This window comes from Mucilaginibacter lappiensis (assembly GCF_050433765.1).
In the GTDB taxonomy this organism is placed as follows: Bacteria; Bacteroidota; Bacteroidia; order Sphingobacteriales; family Sphingobacteriaceae; genus Mucilaginibacter; species Mucilaginibacter lappiensis_A.
In genome coordinates this window covers 114,202-131,949 of the sequence record NZ_JBNPWP010000012.1, presented here as the reverse complement: position 1 = coordinate 131,949, position 17,748 = coordinate 114,202, and the positions used below count along the sequence as shown (strand labels likewise).

Sequence of the window (17,748 nt, the reverse complement as noted above, 5' to 3'; positions counted from 1 at the left end):
ATTATACTTTTGCACCACTCCAAACGGAAAATAGTCCTGAGTAGCTCAGCTGGTTAGAGCATCTGACTGTTAATCAGAGGGTCGCTGGTTCGAGCCCAGCCTCAGGAGCCACAATGGGCAAGCACGTTTTACGGTCGCTTGCCCATCTTTTTTTACCACGTAACGTGCTGTTAATCTGATAAATAAGCTGGAACAAAAAGTCAACCTTTGCGGTTCGATGTTGCAAATTTTCAAACGTTAATTTTTCGGGGTACATCGAACCAATTATCTCTCTTTGAACGTAAGCGTCAAAATTTGAGTAGATTACATCTATGTGTGTCAGCTTTGTAATTGCTTTATCTAATAAACGCTCTACCTCTGCGAGACTAACCGCCGTAACAGGCACCTCAGCAAGCTTAGCCTCTAAAACCGCTATTCGATGTTCACTTTCTGTTTTGATAGTTTTATAGTCAGAACCATCCAAATCTCCGGTCAATAATAATTCCCTCGCTTTCGTAATGCGATTACTTAGTTCCGTTATTTCAACAATGTAATTGGTTTTGTTTTGAGTTTCCCCTTTGGTGGCATCTATGTAAGCATCCATTATCGCAATTTTAAAGACGTCCTTTGAATCTTCATTAAGGACATACATTTTCAATTTATCGACAAATGCTTTGTTAACTTCTTCCGCTTTCTTTCGATATCCACAAGCGGACGAGCAATGGTAGTAGTAATAGTAGTTATTACGCCCTTTAGATGCGCTTCCACATAAAATACGGTTACATTGAGTACAATGTAGGAACCCTTTTAACGGCAGCATGTCGGGCGACATTATAGTTAATTTGATTTTTCGTTTCTTACCATCCAGGATATCCTGAATGTCGTAATACATGGTTTCAGTAATAAGAGGTTCATGTAATCCCTTTACCAAATGGCATTCTTCATCTTTATATTTTTCAATAAAGATTTTGCCACAATACATTGGGTTACGAATGGCTATTAGAAACCTATTTTTGTTGCACTTTAACCCCATCGCTTTAGCCTGTTTGAAGATTTGTTCAGTAGCATATTTCTCTAAAGCAATTTCGTTGAACGCCCACCGCATTATTTTAGCTTTTTTGCCATCGGGTTCGATATATTTTTTGCCGTCAGGTGCAGTGCGGTTAATATAGCCAACAGGGGCAAGTGAAGTCCAGCGTCCTTCCTTTCTTGCCCGTCTCATACCAAAGAATGTATTTAATCCGCGGCGATCGTTTTCAATTTCAGGTGCGGTAAGATAAATGGCTAGCATCATTTTATTCTCAGGAACCGACGTAATCTTTAATCCTGGTTTCAAAATCTTCCGTTTTGTAATCAATGACAAGGTCTGCACCAAGCTTTTTAACCCAATCAATATTAGCAGTACTTGTGGTCGCGGCAACATAAGCAAAGGGGCATGTATTCATATGGTCAATGATTCCGTATTTTCCAGCCATGTCCGTAAACACCGCAACTACAGGCAACGAAGGAATCGTCGTGAAAACAAAGCCGTCATCTCAAGATATCCTTCCCCACGGGCAACTGTGATACATTAAGTCCTTAGAAATCGCTACCTGCTTTAAAATAAAACAGGACTCAAAAATAGGCTGGATTCAAGACCCGTGACGAGGAAAAATGTCACCAAACTGCGCTGTCATTAAGTTGGCCAGGCAATATTTATTGATTTTTATCACACACATTTCGTGATATTTTTCCTCGTTAAGCACCGTTGATCCGCTCGAACTTTGCTGTCGTCATCTAACAGGGAGTCAATGATAGAACACTGTTAGATTTTTTTGAAGTCATTAAATAAGTTATGGGCAGTAAAGACAGAATTCAGCGGATGAAGGACCTTACACGGGCTAACATCCTCAAGGCGTCGCTTGCGATCATCAAAGAAGAGGGCTGGGACGCGCTGAGCATGCGCAAGATCGCGGAAGTGATCGAATATACCCCACCGGTTATTTATGAATATTTCCGGAACAAGGATGCGATACTGGTGGAACTTTCCAGACAGGGATTTCTCCGGCTGGCGGCAGAAGTGGCCCGGGCGATGGCCTTACAACAGGATCCGGCGCAGCAGCTAGAGCTTATGTGGCTGGCTTACTGGAGATTTGCATTTGCGGAAAAGGAGCTATACCGCATCATGTTTGGTGTAGGCGCAAAATGTTGTGAGTTCGCCCACTTGCTACCCGAATCTCAGAAAGCAACAAACCTGATCAAGGCCGTAATACATCAATTTCTTGAACCCGCAGCACCTGGTCAGGAGGACATCGATAACTGCTACTACACCTTCTGGTCACTTACACACGGTCTGATCTCTTTGAACATGGTCAGGGAGCAACAACCCGAACAACTGAATGACCGGGTGCTCGCAAAGGCGATCCAATCAGTTCTCCGCTCGCTCGGAAAAGGGCCATTATCTGAATGGTCGTCTTAATGAAATCCGCCAACACACATGCTAATAAAAATTGAACATTATGCAAAACCCATCAAAACAAAGTCTCTTAGCCGGATACCGGCCGAATAGACGAACACTTTCCCTTTCCCCGATAATTGTGCTATTACTGGCCTCGTCCTGCGGTCAGCAACCGCCGGCCGCCGCGACTCCGCCTCCGCCGGCTTTATCGGTGATCGCGCTTAAAGCCTCGAACGATACCACTTATCAGGAATATCCCGCGTCAATCGAAGGTACTGTTAATATTGAGATACGTCCCCAGGTCTCCGGGACGTTGGCCCAGGTCTATGTTGACGAAGGAGCCTTTGTAAGTGCAGGTACGACGATCTTCAAGATCGATGACCAGCCCTTCAGGTCTGCCCTGAACAACGCGATCGCAACCCAACATGCCGCCGAAGGTGCACTGACCAATGCGCAGCTTGAAGTAGAGAAATTAATGCCGCTCGTTCAGAACAAGGTCGTTTCTGATTTCCAGCTGCGTTCCGCTAAAGCTGCGTATGAGGTTGCCAAAGGAAATATCGAGCAGGCTAAAGCAAACGTAGAGACGGCGCGGATCAATCTTGGCTATACAACGATCAAAGCCCCGATCAGCGGGTACTTGGGCAGGTTGACACGTAAAAAAGGGAGCCTGGTCAGCCCGGCAGACCCGACACCGCTCACCCAGTTATCGGATGTAAGCCAGGTTCATGCATACTTTTCACTGGGCGAGGATGACTTCATCAAGTTCAAAGAATTGCACCCTGGCGGCAGCCTCAAAGAAAAGTTGTCCAAAATACCGCCGGTTGATCTTCTGCTGGCCGACGGCACGGTATACCCGATCAAAGGCCGCATCGATATGATAGACGGACAATTTGACAAGACAACGGGCGCCATCACCGGGCGAGTGGTATTCAATAACCCAAAGGGGCTGCTCAGATCGGGAAACACGGGTACTGTCAGGCTCAGCCTGGTTCACACAAGTGTTATCAGCATCCCACAATCAGCCACGATGGACTTGCAGGACAAGATCTTTGTTTTTGAACTTGCTGATAGCAATAAGGTCAAAAAACAAATGATCACCGTGTTTGGAAAAAGCGGCGGGAACTACCTCGTAAAGGACGGTTTGCAGGCTGGACAGAAGATCGTGCTGAGCGGAATGGACCGATTGCAGGAAGGCATGGTCATTCAACCGCAGATACAGTCGAAGGCTACCCCAAAGCCAGTTAATTAATTACCATAAGCAAACTATTATGTTCAAGAAATTCATAGAACAACCGGTAAAGGCAACTGTGATTGCCATATTACTGGTCATATTAGGAGTCATCGGGTTGCTGAAGCTACCTTTGCAGCAGTTCCCCGACATCGCCCCGCCATCCGTACTGGTTACTGCGGTCTATCCCGGTGCTAACGCTGAAACCGTTCTGCGCTCGGTTGCCCCGTCATTGGAAGAAGCGATCAACGGTGTCGAAAACATGACCTACATGACCTCGACCGCGAGTAATGACGGTACGCTCGCAATTACAGTATATTTCACTTTGGGAACGAATCCCGATCAGGCAGCCGTTAACATCCAGAACCGCGTATCCCAGGCCAACAGTCAGTTACCGCCCGAAGTTGTTCAGCAGGGCGTAACAACGATAAAACAGCAGACAAGTTTTATCATGGGTGTCGGCGTCACATCTGTAGATCGGAAGAAATATGATGAAACCTTCCTTTCCAATTATGCCAGTATCAACATCATCCCGCAGATCAAGCGTATTCCGGGTGTCGGTTCTGCAACTATCTTTGGGGGCGCTAAAGATTATTCTATGCGGATCTGGTTAAAGCCGGCCCAACTGGAGACTTACCACATCGCCGCTTCAGAGGTACTTGCCGCCATACAGGACAAGAACCTGGAAGCTGCACCGGGCAGGTTCGGAGGACAAAGCGATGTGCCTTTCGAATATGTCGTCAAATATCACGGTAAATACAATACCCCTGAACAATACGAGAACATCGTGATCAGGGCTAACCCCGACGGTTCATTTCTTCGGCTGAAAGATGTTGCGCGGGTTGAATTGGGTGCATTCACCTACAGCAGTAAGTCATCGATCAACGGTAAGCCTGCTATAGCGATCGGCGTCATCCAGACCGCTGGCTCTAATTCCAATCAGATCCAGATCGCCATCAACAAACTTATGGAGAAGGAGTCGAAGAAGTTTCCTCCGGGTGTATCGTTCAATATATTTTACAGCACAAAAATTGCCTTGGATGAGTCCATTGAACAGGTGGAGCATACTTTGGTTGAAGCCTTCGTTTTGGTTTTCATCGTGGTATTCATCTTCCTCCAGGATTTCCGTTCGACGCTGATCCCGGCTATCGCCGTACCCGTAGCGATCCTGGGCACCTTCTTTTTCATGTACGTTTTTGGTTTTACCATTAATTTGCTGACCTTGTTCGCCCTGGTGCTCGCCATCGGGATTGTGGTTGACGACGCGATCGTCGTCGTCGAGGCAGTCCACGCAAAAATGGAGACGCGGCATATTCCAGCTAAAGAAGCGACCGTAGAAGCGATGCAGGAGATCACTGGTGCGATCATTTCGATTACGTTGATCATGGCCGCCGTCTTCCTTCCCGTAGGCTTTCTTGCCGGATCGACCGGTGTTTTTTACCGGCAGTTTGCCTTCACCATGGCGATTGCCATTATCATCTCGGCGATAAACGCCCTTACGCTGAGCCCTGCCCTGGCGGCTTTGTTCCTGACCAATGTGCATAGCCCGATGCCGGATGGCACAAGCCGTCCGACAACCTTCAAGGAGCGCTTCTTTGCGGGCTTCAACCGCAGTTTCACTGCCATAACCGAGCGATATGGCAGCGGCCTTAACATGTTGATCAGGAACAAGTGGTGGAGCCTTGGTGGCCTCGGTGTGGTCATATTGATATCGGCCTGGTTAGTGAGATCTACTCCTACAGGTTTTATTCCAACAGAAGACCAGGGATTTATCGCTATTTCCCTGTCGACCCCACCGGGAACTTCATTGGAGAATACAGACAGAATTCTGAAGCAATCCGAAGCGGAACTGCGCAAACTGGATGCACAGCGGGTGGTGGCCTCTATAACCGGATTTAACATCCTGACCCAATCGACCAGCCCTTCGGCCGGCGTAATCTTCTGCCTGCTGAAGCCAGTAAAAGAACGTGGCAAAGTCGAGGATATCAACCAGATCATGGACATCATTCGCGGTAAGCTAGGTAGCGTAACCGGTGGAAATTTCTTCGTTTTCTGCTTCCCTACCATCCCTGGATTCAGCAATGTGGAGGCCCTGGACTTTGTGATGCAGGATAAAGTAGGACTGCCCCTCAATCAATTCAGTAACCGAGCCAACAGCTTTATTGGTGACTTGTTCAAGCGTCCGGAGATCGCATTTGCCTTTTCTACTTTCCGGGCCGACTTTCCCCAATTACAATTGGATGTAAATAATGATAAAGCGGATCAACTGGGCGTGAGCGTGAAAGACATATTGGCCACGATGCAGGTATATTTTGGTAGTGCCCAAGCTTCGGACTTTAACCGTTTCGGCAAATATTACAGGGTGATGGTACAGGCCGATGCTGCTGAACGTGCAAATCCTACTGATCTGGCGAAGGTCTATGTCAAAAATCGCAGCGGAGAAATGGTTCCGATCAGTACCGTCGTAAAGCTCAGCCGCGTCTATGGTTCTGAGACGGCTTCGCGCTATAACCTTTACAATTCGATCGGGATAAATATCATTCCTAAGCCGGGATTCAGTTCCGGGCAGGCAATAAAGGCGGTAACCGAGGAGGCTGACAAGCTTCCGCAAGGCTTTAGCTACGATTTCTCCGGACAAACAAGAGAAGAGATCCAGTCTTCAGGACAGGCTTCCGTGGTATTCCTGCTGTGTTTGACATTCGTATACTTCCTTCTTTGCGCGCAATATGAGAGCTATATTATGCCATTCGCTGTTATCCTATCCGTACCTCCGGGTGTGCTTGGCGTATTCACTTTCCTGAAGTTTGCCAATATTGCTAACAACATCTATGTTCAGGTGGCCCTGATCATGCTGATCGGCTTACTTGCGAAGAATGCGATTTTGATCATTGAATTTGCCTTACAGCGCCGGCGAGCGGGGCTTTCGATCGTAACAGCTGCGATCGAAGCGGCTAAACTGAGGTTAAGACCGATCCTGATGACGTCCCTGGCGTTTGTAGTAGGCCTCTTGCCGATGACCATTGCGACCGGGCCCTCGGCACAAGGAAATCATTCGATCAGCATTGGCGCCGTCGGCGGTATGTTGTTCGGCGTGGTGCTTGGGGTACTGATTATCCCTGTCTTATTCGTCGTATTCCAGCTACTTCAGGAGAAGCTTCTGGGACCGCCGAAGCCGCTTCCGCAAGAGAGTGCCGCACACTTAACTCCAACCCACTAATGCAGCAGAAAATGAAAACACGTTTCATAATTTTATGGGCAGGCATCTTGTATTCTCTGACAGCCTGCCAAGTATCAAAAGACCTGGCGTTACCAGCGCCTCAACTTCCGGCTAATCTGTCAGCCGCGGTTAGTGATTCCATTAGCATTGCGGACGTTCCCTGGAAAGAATTTTTTACCGATGCCCGGTTACAGGAATTGATAGACAGCGCGGTTAATAGGAATTACGACATGATGGTCGCCGTCAAAAATATTGAGGCAGCCGGACAAGTACTTAAACAAGTAAAATGGAATAATATCCCGACCCTCGGTGTGAATATCACCGCGAGTACTCAACGGCCTTCAGATAACAGCCTGACAGGTCTCAGTCTTGACGCTTTTGGGGTACAAGCTAACCATATCGAGGACTATTCCGCCAATCTCGCGCTATCGTGGGAGGCCGATGTATGGGGTAAGATCCGAAATCAAAAAAAGAGCGCCCTGGCCGCTTACCTGCAAAGCCGGGAGGCGAAAAGGGCAGTGCAGACAGCAGTGGTCTCCGGCGTTGCCCAGGGCTATTACAATTTGCTTATGCTGAATGCTCAGTTGCGGATCGCGCAGCAAAACGTTAGCCTGAACGATAGCACCGTCAGTATGATCCGGCTGCAGTTCGAGTCAGGAAAGGTAACATCACTGGCAATGGAACAGGCCGAGGCACAACGGCTGGCCGCTTCCGAATTGATACCGGAACTGAAAATGAACATTAGCCTTCAGGAACATGCGCTGAGCATATTGACCGGCCGTCTGCCGGACCATATTCAACGGATATCCAATTTGGAACAACTGACCATACCAAAAGATATCGCTACGGGCATACCCGCGTCATTGCTGAACAGGAGGCCGGATGTGAAGGCAAAGGAACTTGCGCTTACTGCTGCCAATGCCAGGGTCGGAATCAGCCAGGCGGAAATGTACCCCGCACTCCGTTTGAGCGCATCCGGAGGCTTGAATTCTTTCCGGGCGAGCGACTGGTTCAATATTCCTGGCTCGTTGTTCGGCGTCGTCGGAGCAAGCATTTTCCAACCATTGTTGCAGCACAGGCAATTGAAAACGCAACTGGAGACCGCCAGGATCGAGCGTGAAAAGGTGGTGCTTCAATTCAGGCAAAGTGTCCTGACCGCCGTTGGCGAAGTAAGTGATGCCCTGACGAAGGTCGAGCAGACCAGCGAACGGGAAACTATAGCGAGAGAACGGGTGACGACCACGCGCCGTGGAACGGAGAGTGCCCGTCAGTTGTTCGCCAGCGGTTTGGCTACCTATTTGGAAGTCATCAACGCACAAGGCAACGCCCTGCAAAGTGAACTCAACCTCGCTGCGGCCAGGAGATCACAGATCAGTGCGGTAACCGAACTTTACATCGCATTGGGAGGCGGCTGGAAATAGTGCGCGATTGCAGAGAAAATGATCAGCTCGAAACGGGATGATAACCTGGAACTGCACCAAGTGATATCGACTCACACCAGGTTTGGCGATGTAAGTATAGAATTCGCATGTCATATGTATAAAAAAATTAAGAAAAATGTTGCAACACATCAAAAAATTGAAGCAATTGAGAACCGTTTTATTGGAAAGGACGAAGCACCTGACTATGGAACAATACAATTTTATTCCGGCGGGATCTAAAAATAACATCATCTGGAACATGGGTCATATCCTGGTGACGAGCGATGGTTTATTTTATCAAAACTCGCCTCAGCTGCGCTTAACAGATGAAAACTTAAGAGTTAACTACCAGATGGGTTCTAAACCTTCTGAACAGGTTGACCGGAACGACATAGCGCGCATCAGGCTTCTCCTGCAGCAAACGCCTGAAATATATCAGCAGCATGCCACTCCCGATAGAATAGAAGATGTTTTTGCCCCATTGCGCGATACAGGTCTCGTTCCCATCGGTGATGGGGAAATGCAGTTCCTCCTTTTTCACGAAGAGATGCATCTGCAGAAGATTATGAATATGTTGGGCACACTTGGTATTGAGGTGAACGATCAGGAATAATGCCCTTCAATTATCGACCCGTCAGATTACAAATAAATAACATTAAATAAAAAATCATATTATTATGTCAAAAACAATTTTTATTACAGGAGCTTCCAAAGGATTTGGAAGACTTTGGGCTGAAGCTTTCTTAAAGCGCGGCGACAATGTGATCGCTACCAGCCGTAACGCAGACTCGCTTAAAAAACTTTCCGAAATGTACGGTGACCGGTTTTTGGCGGTCGAGCTTGAAATCACCAGCCGCTCTGAAGTATTTAAAGTGATGGAAATGGCCAACGGTCACTTTCCCGGCGGTATCGATATCCTGATCAACAATGCAGGTTTTGGGGTGATCGGTACAGTGGAAGAATATTCAGAAAAAGAAGCCAGAGACCAGTTTGACGTGAATTTTTTTGGAACACTTTGGACAACTCAAGCCATTCTTCCAATTTTCCGCGAAAAAGGAAAAGGTCATATCTTGCAGTTATCGAGCGTCCTGGGAATCAATACTGTGCCAACCTGCGGGATTTACAGCGCCTCCAAATATGCATTGGAAGGGTTGAGTGAGGCGCTTCAGCAGGAGGTAAAAGATTTTGGTATCCATGTTACCCTGATCGAGCCTACTACCTATTCGACCGAATTTGGCAGCTCCGCACAGTACTCCGTATCCAATCCGGCGTATGATCAGGTAAAAGCAGCATTGGCAGCTAATCCGGCGTTTTCCGAAGCAGCATCCGGGATCCCTGCGGCAACGATAGAAGCATTGTTTGCCGTTGTGGATAGTTCTCATCCTCCTCTGCACTTTTTTTTAGGTAATGCCGCCTTGGGATGGACACAATACAACTACTCCGCTAAGCTGGCTGAATGGGAGGAATGGAAAGACATCTCTGCTAAAGCCCAGGGCAAATGATGCGACGGGCAACAGTGCAAGATAATTCTTGCAAAGTCGCGAAGTAGCATATTAATCGTGGCTACGAAAGATTGATAAGTCAATTTTACTAAACGCGCCCTGCTTTATTATGCCCTTATGGCTGATAACAGGGTGCGTTCTATTCAGACTTTAAACCTCACCGATTGATACTTGCTGGTTCAAACACAAAATAGTACTGCGGAGATCGGTTGGGTCGCAAAATGCGGATTTGAAAAAATGAGATGATCCATCGTAATAGCGGAACAATGTGGCCAGTATTAGTCATGTGCTTTTGCCCTCATACCTTCATTTTTAGAGCTGTAAACCTGATAAATGGATCCAAATGTCCGGGTTTTATTGTTCGGCTTTCCTTCAACGCTCGTCAGGTGATTTTAATAATTGCAAAAAAAATGAAAAGCTGTTCACATTAGTTGTAAGTTTGAATAACATGGGAACTATGGTTGACGCTTTCATCAAATATATTTCGGCGCACGTGGAGCTATCCGAAACTGATATTGACCTGATCAGAGCACTAAGTGTTCCGCGCAGATTGAATAAAAAGCAGCTTTTCTCACAGCAAGGCGATATCTGTAACCACATGGCTTTTGTCGTCAAGGGTCTTATACGCATTTATAGTGTGGCGGATGACGGTACCGAACATACAATTTGTTTTTTTCCGGAGAAATGGTGGGCCGCTGATTGGGATAGCTACGATGAACAGGTTCCGTCTGTCGCTAGCCTTGTTGCGCTGGAAGATTGTGAGCTTTTGGTTTGGAAAAAAGCAGATTTTGATCTCATTCTTCGGGAAGTTCCCGGGGTGAGTAACTTTTTTGAAGGCTTCGTATCCGAACGGCTGAAAGCTAACCTGACAAGGATCCATATGTACATTAGCCAGTCTAGTGAACAAAAATACGAGTACTTTATCAAGAAATTTCCGGACCTTCATGCGCGGGTACCCCTGCATATGATCGCTTCCTATCTTGGTGTCACCCGGGAAACGCTCAGCCGGGTACGAAGCAATTATGTCCATAAGTAGCGATCCCGTCCGGAAAAAGGCTCTTTGCTGATAGATAGAAGTGTTGTTTAATCCCGTTTAGCACACTGTTCACAGCCTATGTTGCTGACGACAATTCAGATCATGGCTATTGTCACATTTCCAACCATCATTCTGTCATTGCTGCACGATATCCTTTAGTTCAAAGCATGATGGACAATTCTACCTTCGACCGACGTAAAGAATACATGGAAATCCTCATCGACCAATACCAGGTCTGCGTCTTTACCAATCTCAATTGAGCCTTTAGACTTCTCTACACCCAATAAAGTTGCAGGATTTAAAGTAGCCATATTGATAGCTTCGGTTAACGTGCACGAAGTGTTTTCAAGCATAGATCTGACGGCGATATTCATGGTAAGAGCGCTGCCTGATAAAGTGTTGGTGTCAGCGATATAGCATGATCCATCTCGAACATCGATGTCATTTCCAAGAATTTTAAAATGACCGATATCCGTTCCGGCAGGCGCAACGGCATCGGTAACAATGATAATCTTATTCTTCTTTTTTGTCCTGCACACAACTTCCATCGCTGGGGGGGCTACATGGATTCCATCCGGGATAAGTGCTACGAACGTTTCATCTTCGGTCAGGAAAGCACCTATGGGACCGGGTTCCTTATGTGTAAATGGTGCCATAGCATTGAAGATATGGGTACATAATGTCATTCCTGATGCAATGGCCTCAAGCGTTTGAGCATAGGTAGCTTCTGAATGGGCTAACGCTGTTAATACACCATTAGCTTTGGCATGTTTGATTAAAGGCAACGCTTGATGCAATTCCGGTGCTAGCGTCAAAACCTTGATCATACTATGAGCATGATGGCATAATTCATCAAATAGCAGTATATCAGGGTCTTTTAAAAATCGGGCTTGATGTCCCCCTTTTTTTGCAGCATTCAGAAATGGACCTTCTAAGTGTATCCCTAAAACGTTAGCACCGGAAGTATTCCTTTTACTGATATGACCGTTTATCGCGGAAATTGAATTTAACAACATCTCATCTGGTACACTTATGATCGTTACAAGCATTCCGGTTGTACCAAATTTGGCATGTGCCGAGGCGATTTTGTCGATGGCTTCTACCGAGCCATCTGTAGACATTGCGCCACCGCCACCGTTTACATGAATATCGATAAAACCAGGTAACAGGCGATTTCCCCGGCCGTCAATGTGGAGATGAGTTGATTCGATCTTTTCTGTAGAGACATTTGTTATTCTACCATTCTCAACTAAAACAAATCCATTGGGAATGATTTCGTTTACCGTATGTACAGAAACATTATATATAAGAAAATTATTGCCAGAGGCCTGCCCGTTCAAAACATTGTTCATAGTCTTTCATTACATGCAATCATCGTGCAAGGGTTTCTTTCCTGCAGGTCATAGAGATGTGGCTATAAAGTTAAAAACTTTCTGAAATCTATGTATTTAAAAGATGCGGGATTACCATTGAGGAAGCGTTTTAACTTTAGATATCAGTGATCGGTCTAATGTTTGTAGGTAATTTATCGAATGATAACGGACTCCAACTTAAGAAAAGCCTGGCGGCGAACTTTGCACGCCCGTTTTACGCCCCAGTACTGCAATTGATGAGATGCTTGATCGCAAAGATTTGAATACTATCATTCAACATTTCTTGAAATCAATAAATTCAATTTTCAAATGTCTGTAGCCTTTGTGATAAAGATCAAATGATAATGCCTGAAGGTACGACCGGCAGTAAAATTCGGTGACATTTTTCCTCGTTTTGATGCTCAGGCGGCACCTATTTTTGCATATAGCTATCAGTAAAAAATGGGGTGGAAGTTTCCAAAGTTGAAATGCATTGCGATCGACAGTGAAGATTCAAACCTTAGAATGATTGCTGCATCTTCTGAGATTGTCCCTGCGATGCATTTAGTGGCTACGTATAGAAATAACTTTAAATCAAAAAAATGAATAGAATTTTAGTTTTAATGACACTTTCGGACAACAGAATAGATACAATAAAATCAAACCCTGATTTGCTGGAAAAAGAAATCGAGTTTGTCAATCAATGGAAACAAGAAGATATTTTGGATAGTTTTTTTATTCCGTGACAAAAAGGACGCTGTTTTAATATTTCAAAATATTGACGAGGCTAAGACAAACGAGCCCATTGAGACTTTACCTTTCTTTCCTTACATGTCAAAAATTGAATATCACAATTTGAACAAACAGTTCTAAAATAATTTGACTTCAATGAACGCTTTATCTGCAAGAATTGAACTTAAAGCAATTGCTTCGGACATTGCGCAACTGATCAAGTTAAGGCTTACGTTTTCTGTTACGCTATCCTGTTCGCTGACCTATTTGATCGGCTCAAAATTGTTGATCGCAAGAAAAGAAATCCCGGGTATTGACTGGAATAGCTGGCTTCTACTAACAATAGGCGGTTTTCTGATTACTTCTGCGGCAAGTTGCCTGAATGAGGTCATCGAGGTAAAAACAGATAAACTGATGAACCGTACCAAAAACCGTCCCCTTCCGGCGGGGCGTATGACTACCGGTCAAGGCCTCGTCATTGGTTTGATTATGGCGGTGGCGGGTATGCATATACTTAATTCATTAGGTATGGTAATTGGGCTGCTTTCCTTCTCTTCCATTATTCTTTATGCGTTTATTTATACGCCCTTAAAATTGCGAACACGATTAGCTGTTTTAGTGGGCGCCATACCCGGTGCGCTCCCACCATTAATAGGCTACCTGGCGGCGATTCGGCAAAGCCCCGTTTTGCAAAATCAAGACCTGATACTCGCCTTTATAATATTTATGATTCAATTTATCTGGCAATTCCCTCATTTCTGGGCCATTGCCTGGGTGGCAGACGAAGATTATACTAAAGCCGGTTTTCATTTATTACCTACCAGGAAAAAAGACAGCACAAGTGCCACCATTATATTGGGTTTCACCGTGGGCCTTTTCTGTGTTGGCATGTTGCCGGTAATTTTCGGATTTCTGGGCTTTTATCCTATGATAGTGACTAATATATTGGGACTGATTTTCATCTGGTTTGCAATCAAACTGGTTCTGAACTTAAATTCAGCAAGTGCGAAAAAAATGATGTTCTGTTCATTTTTCTATCTTCCATTATTTCAATTGATGCTATTACTGGCTTAGTCTCCGGTCAATAAACATGTGCCTTTAGGTTACGCTTCTGGGCATAGTTTTTTCTGTAGGTATTCAAATGCAGTATTGCTGTTGTTTATTACAAAGTTTTCATTTTCACTGCTAATAAAAAAGATAACGGGATACAGACGGAACTTTATCCGAGCGTTACTCTATCTCCCTTGTTTCGACTTTTTTTTCCAATTCTGCAGCCTGGTGAGCTAATCCCCATTTATAGATTTCTGTAAGCATTGGCAGGGTCGAGTGCCCCATTGCTGTAATCTTATACTCTACAGTTGGCGGAACGGTAGCGAATATAGTCCTGCTAACCAATCCGTCCCTTTCCAGGTCGCGCAATTGCGAAGTAAGCATCGTCGGTGAAATGCCGGTGATCTCCCTTTCCAGTACTTTAAACCGTTTTGGGCTTTCCTGAAGCAGTGCATGAAGGATGCGCAGTTTATATTTTCCGCTCAGCAAATTGACCGCATAATTAACCGGGCACATATTTTTCTCGTTCATAACTAAATTTATTATGCTGATTATCAGCATTACTACTGTTTTACTAACTAATACAGTTTTATTATACTACTTGCAAAAGTATAGTATTGGATATACTTTTACAAAAAAAAGTTGATCTCGTGATGGTTTTTCTTCGAAGAGCAAATGGATGAGGTTAGCTATTTTAAGATCCTTTGCCCATCCCGGATACAATTCCTTCAGAAGGGATTGGGTTCGATTAGTTAGACCGGGCTGTTAAGCCGGGCATGACTATGGTTGTTGAATTTAAAGGCGATTGTGTAGAGACAGAAGTCGATGATCTGTAGTAGCGACGACATTTTTAAAAAATGATTAAAAACAAATATTAAGTAAAACAATGGAAAAAATAACAAGTAAAGAAACAATGAAGGCAGTTCGTTTTCATCAATATGGTGGCCCTGAAGAATTAAAAACGGATGATGTTTACATACCAGAGCCCGGTCCTGATCAGATTTTGATCGCAGTAAAAGCCTCTGCCGTGAATCGAATAGATGCTGCGCTAAGGGCGGGTTATTATAAAGATTTTATACCCACATCATTCCCTGCCGGGGTTGGGCTGGATGCATCCGGTATCGTAGTAGAAATAGGTACTGACGTTAGTGGAGTCAATGTGGGAGATGCTGTGTTCGGCGCTGGAAAAGATACCGTTTCAGAATATGCCCTACTCAATGAATGGGTACATAAACCGGAATCCTTATCTTTTGAAGAGGCTGCAGGGTTTACTACGCCCGTTGAAACAGCAACACGCGCCTTGCAGGAAATTAGCTTAAAAAAAGGAGAAACCCTTTTAGTTAGTGGAGCCGCGGGAAGTGTTGGGACTGCGCTGATTCAATTAGCAAAAGCAGAAGGCATTAACATTATTGGAACAGCAAGCGAATCAAGGCATGAATTTCTTAGGTCGCTTGGAGCTACTCCTACTACTTATGGTCCGGGCCTTAAAAATCGAGTTGAAGAGCTGGCTCCGAATGGAGTGCAGGCTGCGGTTGATCTGGCAGGCTCAGGAATCATCCCGGAACTTATTGAAATTACCGGTGATGCTGCTAAAGTGTTGACCATTGCCGACCTTTCGGCAGATGAGCATGGTGTTAAAAGTACATTTGTACCCAAAAGCATAGTGAGCCCTCTGGAAAAGGCTTTGAAGATGGTGGATACCGGATCGTTCAGACTACCGGTCGCTCAAATATTTACGATGGATCAGGTTGATAAGGCACAGCAAATCAGCGCAACCGGCCATGCACAAGGCAGGCTTATTATTAAAATAAATTAACAATGGATAGCAATCTTCGGATAGCTATGAGTATTAAATGAATAATACAACTTTGTATAAAACCAATTCATATTACATTGAAAAAAGTATTGCATATTATATCAAGTCCGAAAGTGTCTGGTTCTTTTAGTAATAAATTAGCCATTGAAATAATTGAAAGGCTATTAATCGCAAACCCTGGCAGTAAGGTAATAACACAAGACCTAACGAATCCAGCGTTTCCACATTTTGAGCAGGCGCATATTGACGGATTTTATAAGCCGCCGGAACTTCACACGGATATAGAAAAAAATGCGCTGATTCCTTCCAATGAAGCGATTAAAAAAATAATGGATGCAGACATCATTGTTATTAGTGCACCAATGTATAGCTTTACAATTCCATCAACTTTAAAAGCGTGGTTTGACCATATCTCAAGAGTCGGAGTTACTTTCAGATATACAGATCACGGACCCGAAGGCCTTATAAAAAACAAAAAAGTTTATGTTGCTATCTCTACAGGTGGTGTCTATTCTGATGGATTGGCAAAAGCAAATGATTTTACCGAACCCTATCTCCGGACTATTTTAAACTTTATCGGCATGACTGACGTGAAATTCTTTCGGGCAGAAGGCATGGCAAATATAAATTTACAGGAAACCGGTTTTCAAAAAGCGGTGGATAGTATCGATCTATCATGATTTTACTAAGGTACTGGTAGTGCTTACCTTGATTACGGCCATCTGCGGATGGATTCCCATTGCATTAAATCCAAATCCGCAAATCGCGCCGCTTGCTATGGTGCTGATTGACGGATTGATCAGTTCTACAATACTATCAAGGATCGTTACTCCGGTAATGTATAAATTGATACCGCCAAGCCTGGAAGAAAAAAGATTACATATAATAAGATGGCAGCACTATCGCCTGCCATCTTATTATATGTATTTAAAGTACCTGAATACTTGTGGGCATATGATTTTTTTGCCGAACTAAGCAATTGCTAGATAAACCACACCTGATTGCCCCCGTTGGCCAATTTTAAAATGACCACCTTTTGTGCTTAAGTTCAAGCTTTTAGGAAAAGAAAGAAAATTGGCGAAGAGTGGCCAACCAAATTGGTTTTTCCAGCTTGGCAGCTATTCCAAAAATTTAAAGGGGACTTCCTGGTTAATACACTCGAGGGGCTTTTGGAAAGAGGAATAGAAGCGGGTTATTTCCGCCCGGAGATAAATATTAAAATTATGGCCAGGATGCGGGTAGATCAAATTGAGGCAGGTTTTGATCCGCACTTGTTCCCGGCGGCTGTGTTCAACTTATGGGAGGTACAATCGCAGTTGCTAACGCATTTCAATCAGGGGATCTGTACGATGAAGGGTATCGGAGAACTGAACCGAACAAAAACTTAAATACCGATATTTAACATCAATTTGTTAAGCAAAATACGTCATCAGGAACGTTTGCATTTTTGATGATTTTGCTTAAATAACGGATATTTTTTGATAATATATTTTACACAATTTAATTGTGTAAAATATATTATCTTTGTGATCTAATTTGATAGCAAATGAAAACCAAGTTAAAATTAGATGAGCAACTTTGCTTTCCACTATATGCATTGTCCCGTGAGATAACAAATTTGTACCGTCCATTATTGGAAGAACTCAACATCACTTATCCGCAATACCTGGTGTTATTAGTTTTATGGGAGACGAACGAACAAACGGTCAATCAGCTTGGTGAAAAATTGCGTTTAGACAGTGGCACTTTAACACCATTACTCAAAAGATTGGAACAAAAAGGTATTGTAAACCGCAGCAGGAGTACAAAAGATGAACGCATTGTCTTAATTTCCTTAACCAATCTTGGTGCGTCATTAAAAGAAAAGGCAGAATGCATTCCTGAGAAACTGGTTGATTCCTTTGGGGTTTCGGAAGACGATCTGCTCCATTTAAAAAAAATAGTCAATAAAATTCTGGTCAAATAAATAATCAATAAA

General features: G+C 44.4%; 16 protein-coding genes and 1 tRNA gene. 14 read left to right on the top strand and 3 right to left on the bottom strand.

The window, feature by feature from the left end:
* Window positions 1-34 precede the first annotated feature (34 nt).
* Window positions 35-111: transfer RNA gene (locus M2273_RS27105), tRNA-Asn, on the top strand.
* Here M2273_RS27105 and M2273_RS27100 read toward each other — a convergent pair.
* The gene (locus M2273_RS27100) at window positions 74-1,315 is read right to left on the bottom strand and encodes a recombinase family protein (RefSeq protein WP_429400912.1); all 1,242 of its coding nucleotides are present in this window, start codon (window positions 1,313-1,315) and stop codon (window positions 74-76) included. The two genes, M2273_RS27105 and M2273_RS27100, sit on opposite strands and share 38 nt — an antisense overlap.
* 498 nt (window positions 1,316-1,813) lie before the next feature.
* Here M2273_RS27100 and M2273_RS27095 point away from each other — a divergent pair, with 498 nt between their 5' ends.
* The 7 genes from M2273_RS27095 to M2273_RS27065 all read left to right on the top strand — a co-directional run bounded on the left by M2273_RS27095 (window position 1,814) and on the right by M2273_RS27065 (window position 10,820).
* Window positions 1,814-2,437, top strand: a complete 624-nt coding sequence (locus M2273_RS27095; RefSeq protein ID WP_429400911.1) for a TetR/AcrR family transcriptional regulator — start codon at window positions 1,814-1,816, stop codon at window positions 2,435-2,437.
* Window positions 2,438-2,477: 40 nt separating this feature from the next.
* A complete protein-coding gene (locus M2273_RS27090; RefSeq protein ID WP_429400910.1) occupies window positions 2,478-3,665 on the top strand; it encodes an efflux RND transporter periplasmic adaptor subunit in 1,188 nt (395 codons plus the stop codon).
* A gap of 19 nt (window positions 3,666-3,684) precedes the next feature.
* Complete coding sequence (locus tag M2273_RS27085) at window positions 3,685-6,861, top strand: efflux RND transporter permease subunit (RefSeq protein ID WP_429400909.1); 3,177 nt, start codon at window positions 3,685-3,687, stop codon at window positions 6,859-6,861.
* Window positions 6,862-6,872: 11 nt separating this feature from the next.
* Entirely contained in the window at window positions 6,873-8,282 is a 1,410-nt protein-coding gene (locus M2273_RS27080) for an efflux transporter outer membrane subunit (protein WP_429400908.1), read from the top strand.
* Between the two features lie 136 nt (window positions 8,283-8,418).
* Window positions 8,419-8,895 carry a DinB family protein gene (locus M2273_RS27075; protein ID WP_429400907.1) on the top strand — a complete coding sequence of 159 codons (477 nt, stop codon included), beginning with the start codon at window positions 8,419-8,421 and terminating at the stop codon, window positions 8,893-8,895.
* A 64-nt stretch (window positions 8,896-8,959) separates the two neighbouring features.
* Window positions 8,960-9,784, top strand: a complete 825-nt coding sequence (locus M2273_RS27070; RefSeq protein WP_429400906.1) for an SDR family NAD(P)-dependent oxidoreductase — start codon at window positions 8,960-8,962, stop codon at window positions 9,782-9,784.
* 343 nt (window positions 9,785-10,127) lie between these two features.
* Window positions 10,128-10,820, top strand: a complete 693-nt coding sequence (locus M2273_RS27065) for a Crp/Fnr family transcriptional regulator (protein WP_429400905.1) — start codon at window positions 10,128-10,130, stop codon at window positions 10,818-10,820.
* 155 nt (window positions 10,821-10,975) lie between these two features.
* Here M2273_RS27065 and nagA read toward each other — a convergent pair whose 3' ends face one another.
* Window positions 10,976-12,172: an N-acetylglucosamine-6-phosphate deacetylase gene (gene nagA / locus M2273_RS27060; protein WP_429400904.1), complete on the bottom strand. Its 1,197-nt coding sequence runs from the start codon at window positions 12,170-12,172 to the stop codon at window positions 10,976-10,978.
* Window positions 12,173-12,774: 602 nt separating this feature from the next.
* On the opposite strand from nagA, the gene M2273_RS27055 reads away from it, so the two are divergent.
* Both M2273_RS27055 and M2273_RS27050 read left to right on the top strand, forming a co-directional pair.
* Window positions 12,775-12,918: a hypothetical protein gene (locus M2273_RS27055; protein WP_429400903.1), complete on the top strand. Its 144-nt coding sequence runs from the start codon at window positions 12,775-12,777 to the stop codon at window positions 12,916-12,918.
* Window positions 12,919-13,060: 142 nt separating this feature from the next.
* Window positions 13,061-13,978 (top strand): protoheme IX farnesyltransferase, encoded by a 918-nt coding sequence (locus M2273_RS27050; protein WP_429400902.1) that lies wholly within the window; start codon window positions 13,061-13,063, stop codon window positions 13,976-13,978.
* Between the two features lie 156 nt (window positions 13,979-14,134).
* Here the strand turns inward: M2273_RS27050 and M2273_RS27045 are convergent, their stop codons facing one another.
* Complete coding sequence (locus M2273_RS27045) at window positions 14,135-14,485, bottom strand: winged helix-turn-helix transcriptional regulator (protein ID WP_429400901.1); 351 nt, start codon at window positions 14,483-14,485, stop codon at window positions 14,135-14,137.
* 355 nt (window positions 14,486-14,840) lie between these two features.
* Between M2273_RS27045 and M2273_RS27040 the strand changes: the two genes are divergently transcribed.
* The 4 genes from M2273_RS27040 to M2273_RS27025 all read left to right on the top strand — a co-directional run bounded on the left by M2273_RS27040 (window position 14,841) and on the right by M2273_RS27025 (window position 17,736).
* Window positions 14,841-15,770: an NADP-dependent oxidoreductase gene (locus M2273_RS27040; protein WP_429400900.1), complete on the top strand. Its 930-nt coding sequence runs from the start codon at window positions 14,841-14,843 to the stop codon at window positions 15,768-15,770.
* Window positions 15,771-15,847: 77 nt separating this feature from the next.
* Complete coding sequence (locus tag M2273_RS27035; RefSeq protein WP_429400899.1) at window positions 15,848-16,450, top strand: FMN-dependent NADH-azoreductase; 603 nt, start codon at window positions 15,848-15,850, stop codon at window positions 16,448-16,450.
* 489 nt (window positions 16,451-16,939) lie between these two features.
* On the top strand, window positions 16,940-17,158 hold the full coding sequence (locus M2273_RS27030) for a hypothetical protein (protein WP_429400898.1): 219 nt from the start codon (window positions 16,940-16,942) through the stop codon (window positions 17,156-17,158).
* A 158-nt stretch (window positions 17,159-17,316) separates the two neighbouring features.
* The gene (locus M2273_RS27025; RefSeq protein ID WP_429400897.1) at window positions 17,317-17,736 is read left to right on the top strand and encodes a MarR family winged helix-turn-helix transcriptional regulator; all 420 of its coding nucleotides are present in this window, start codon (window positions 17,317-17,319) and stop codon (window positions 17,734-17,736) included.
* Window positions 17,737-17,748 lie beyond the last annotated feature (12 nt).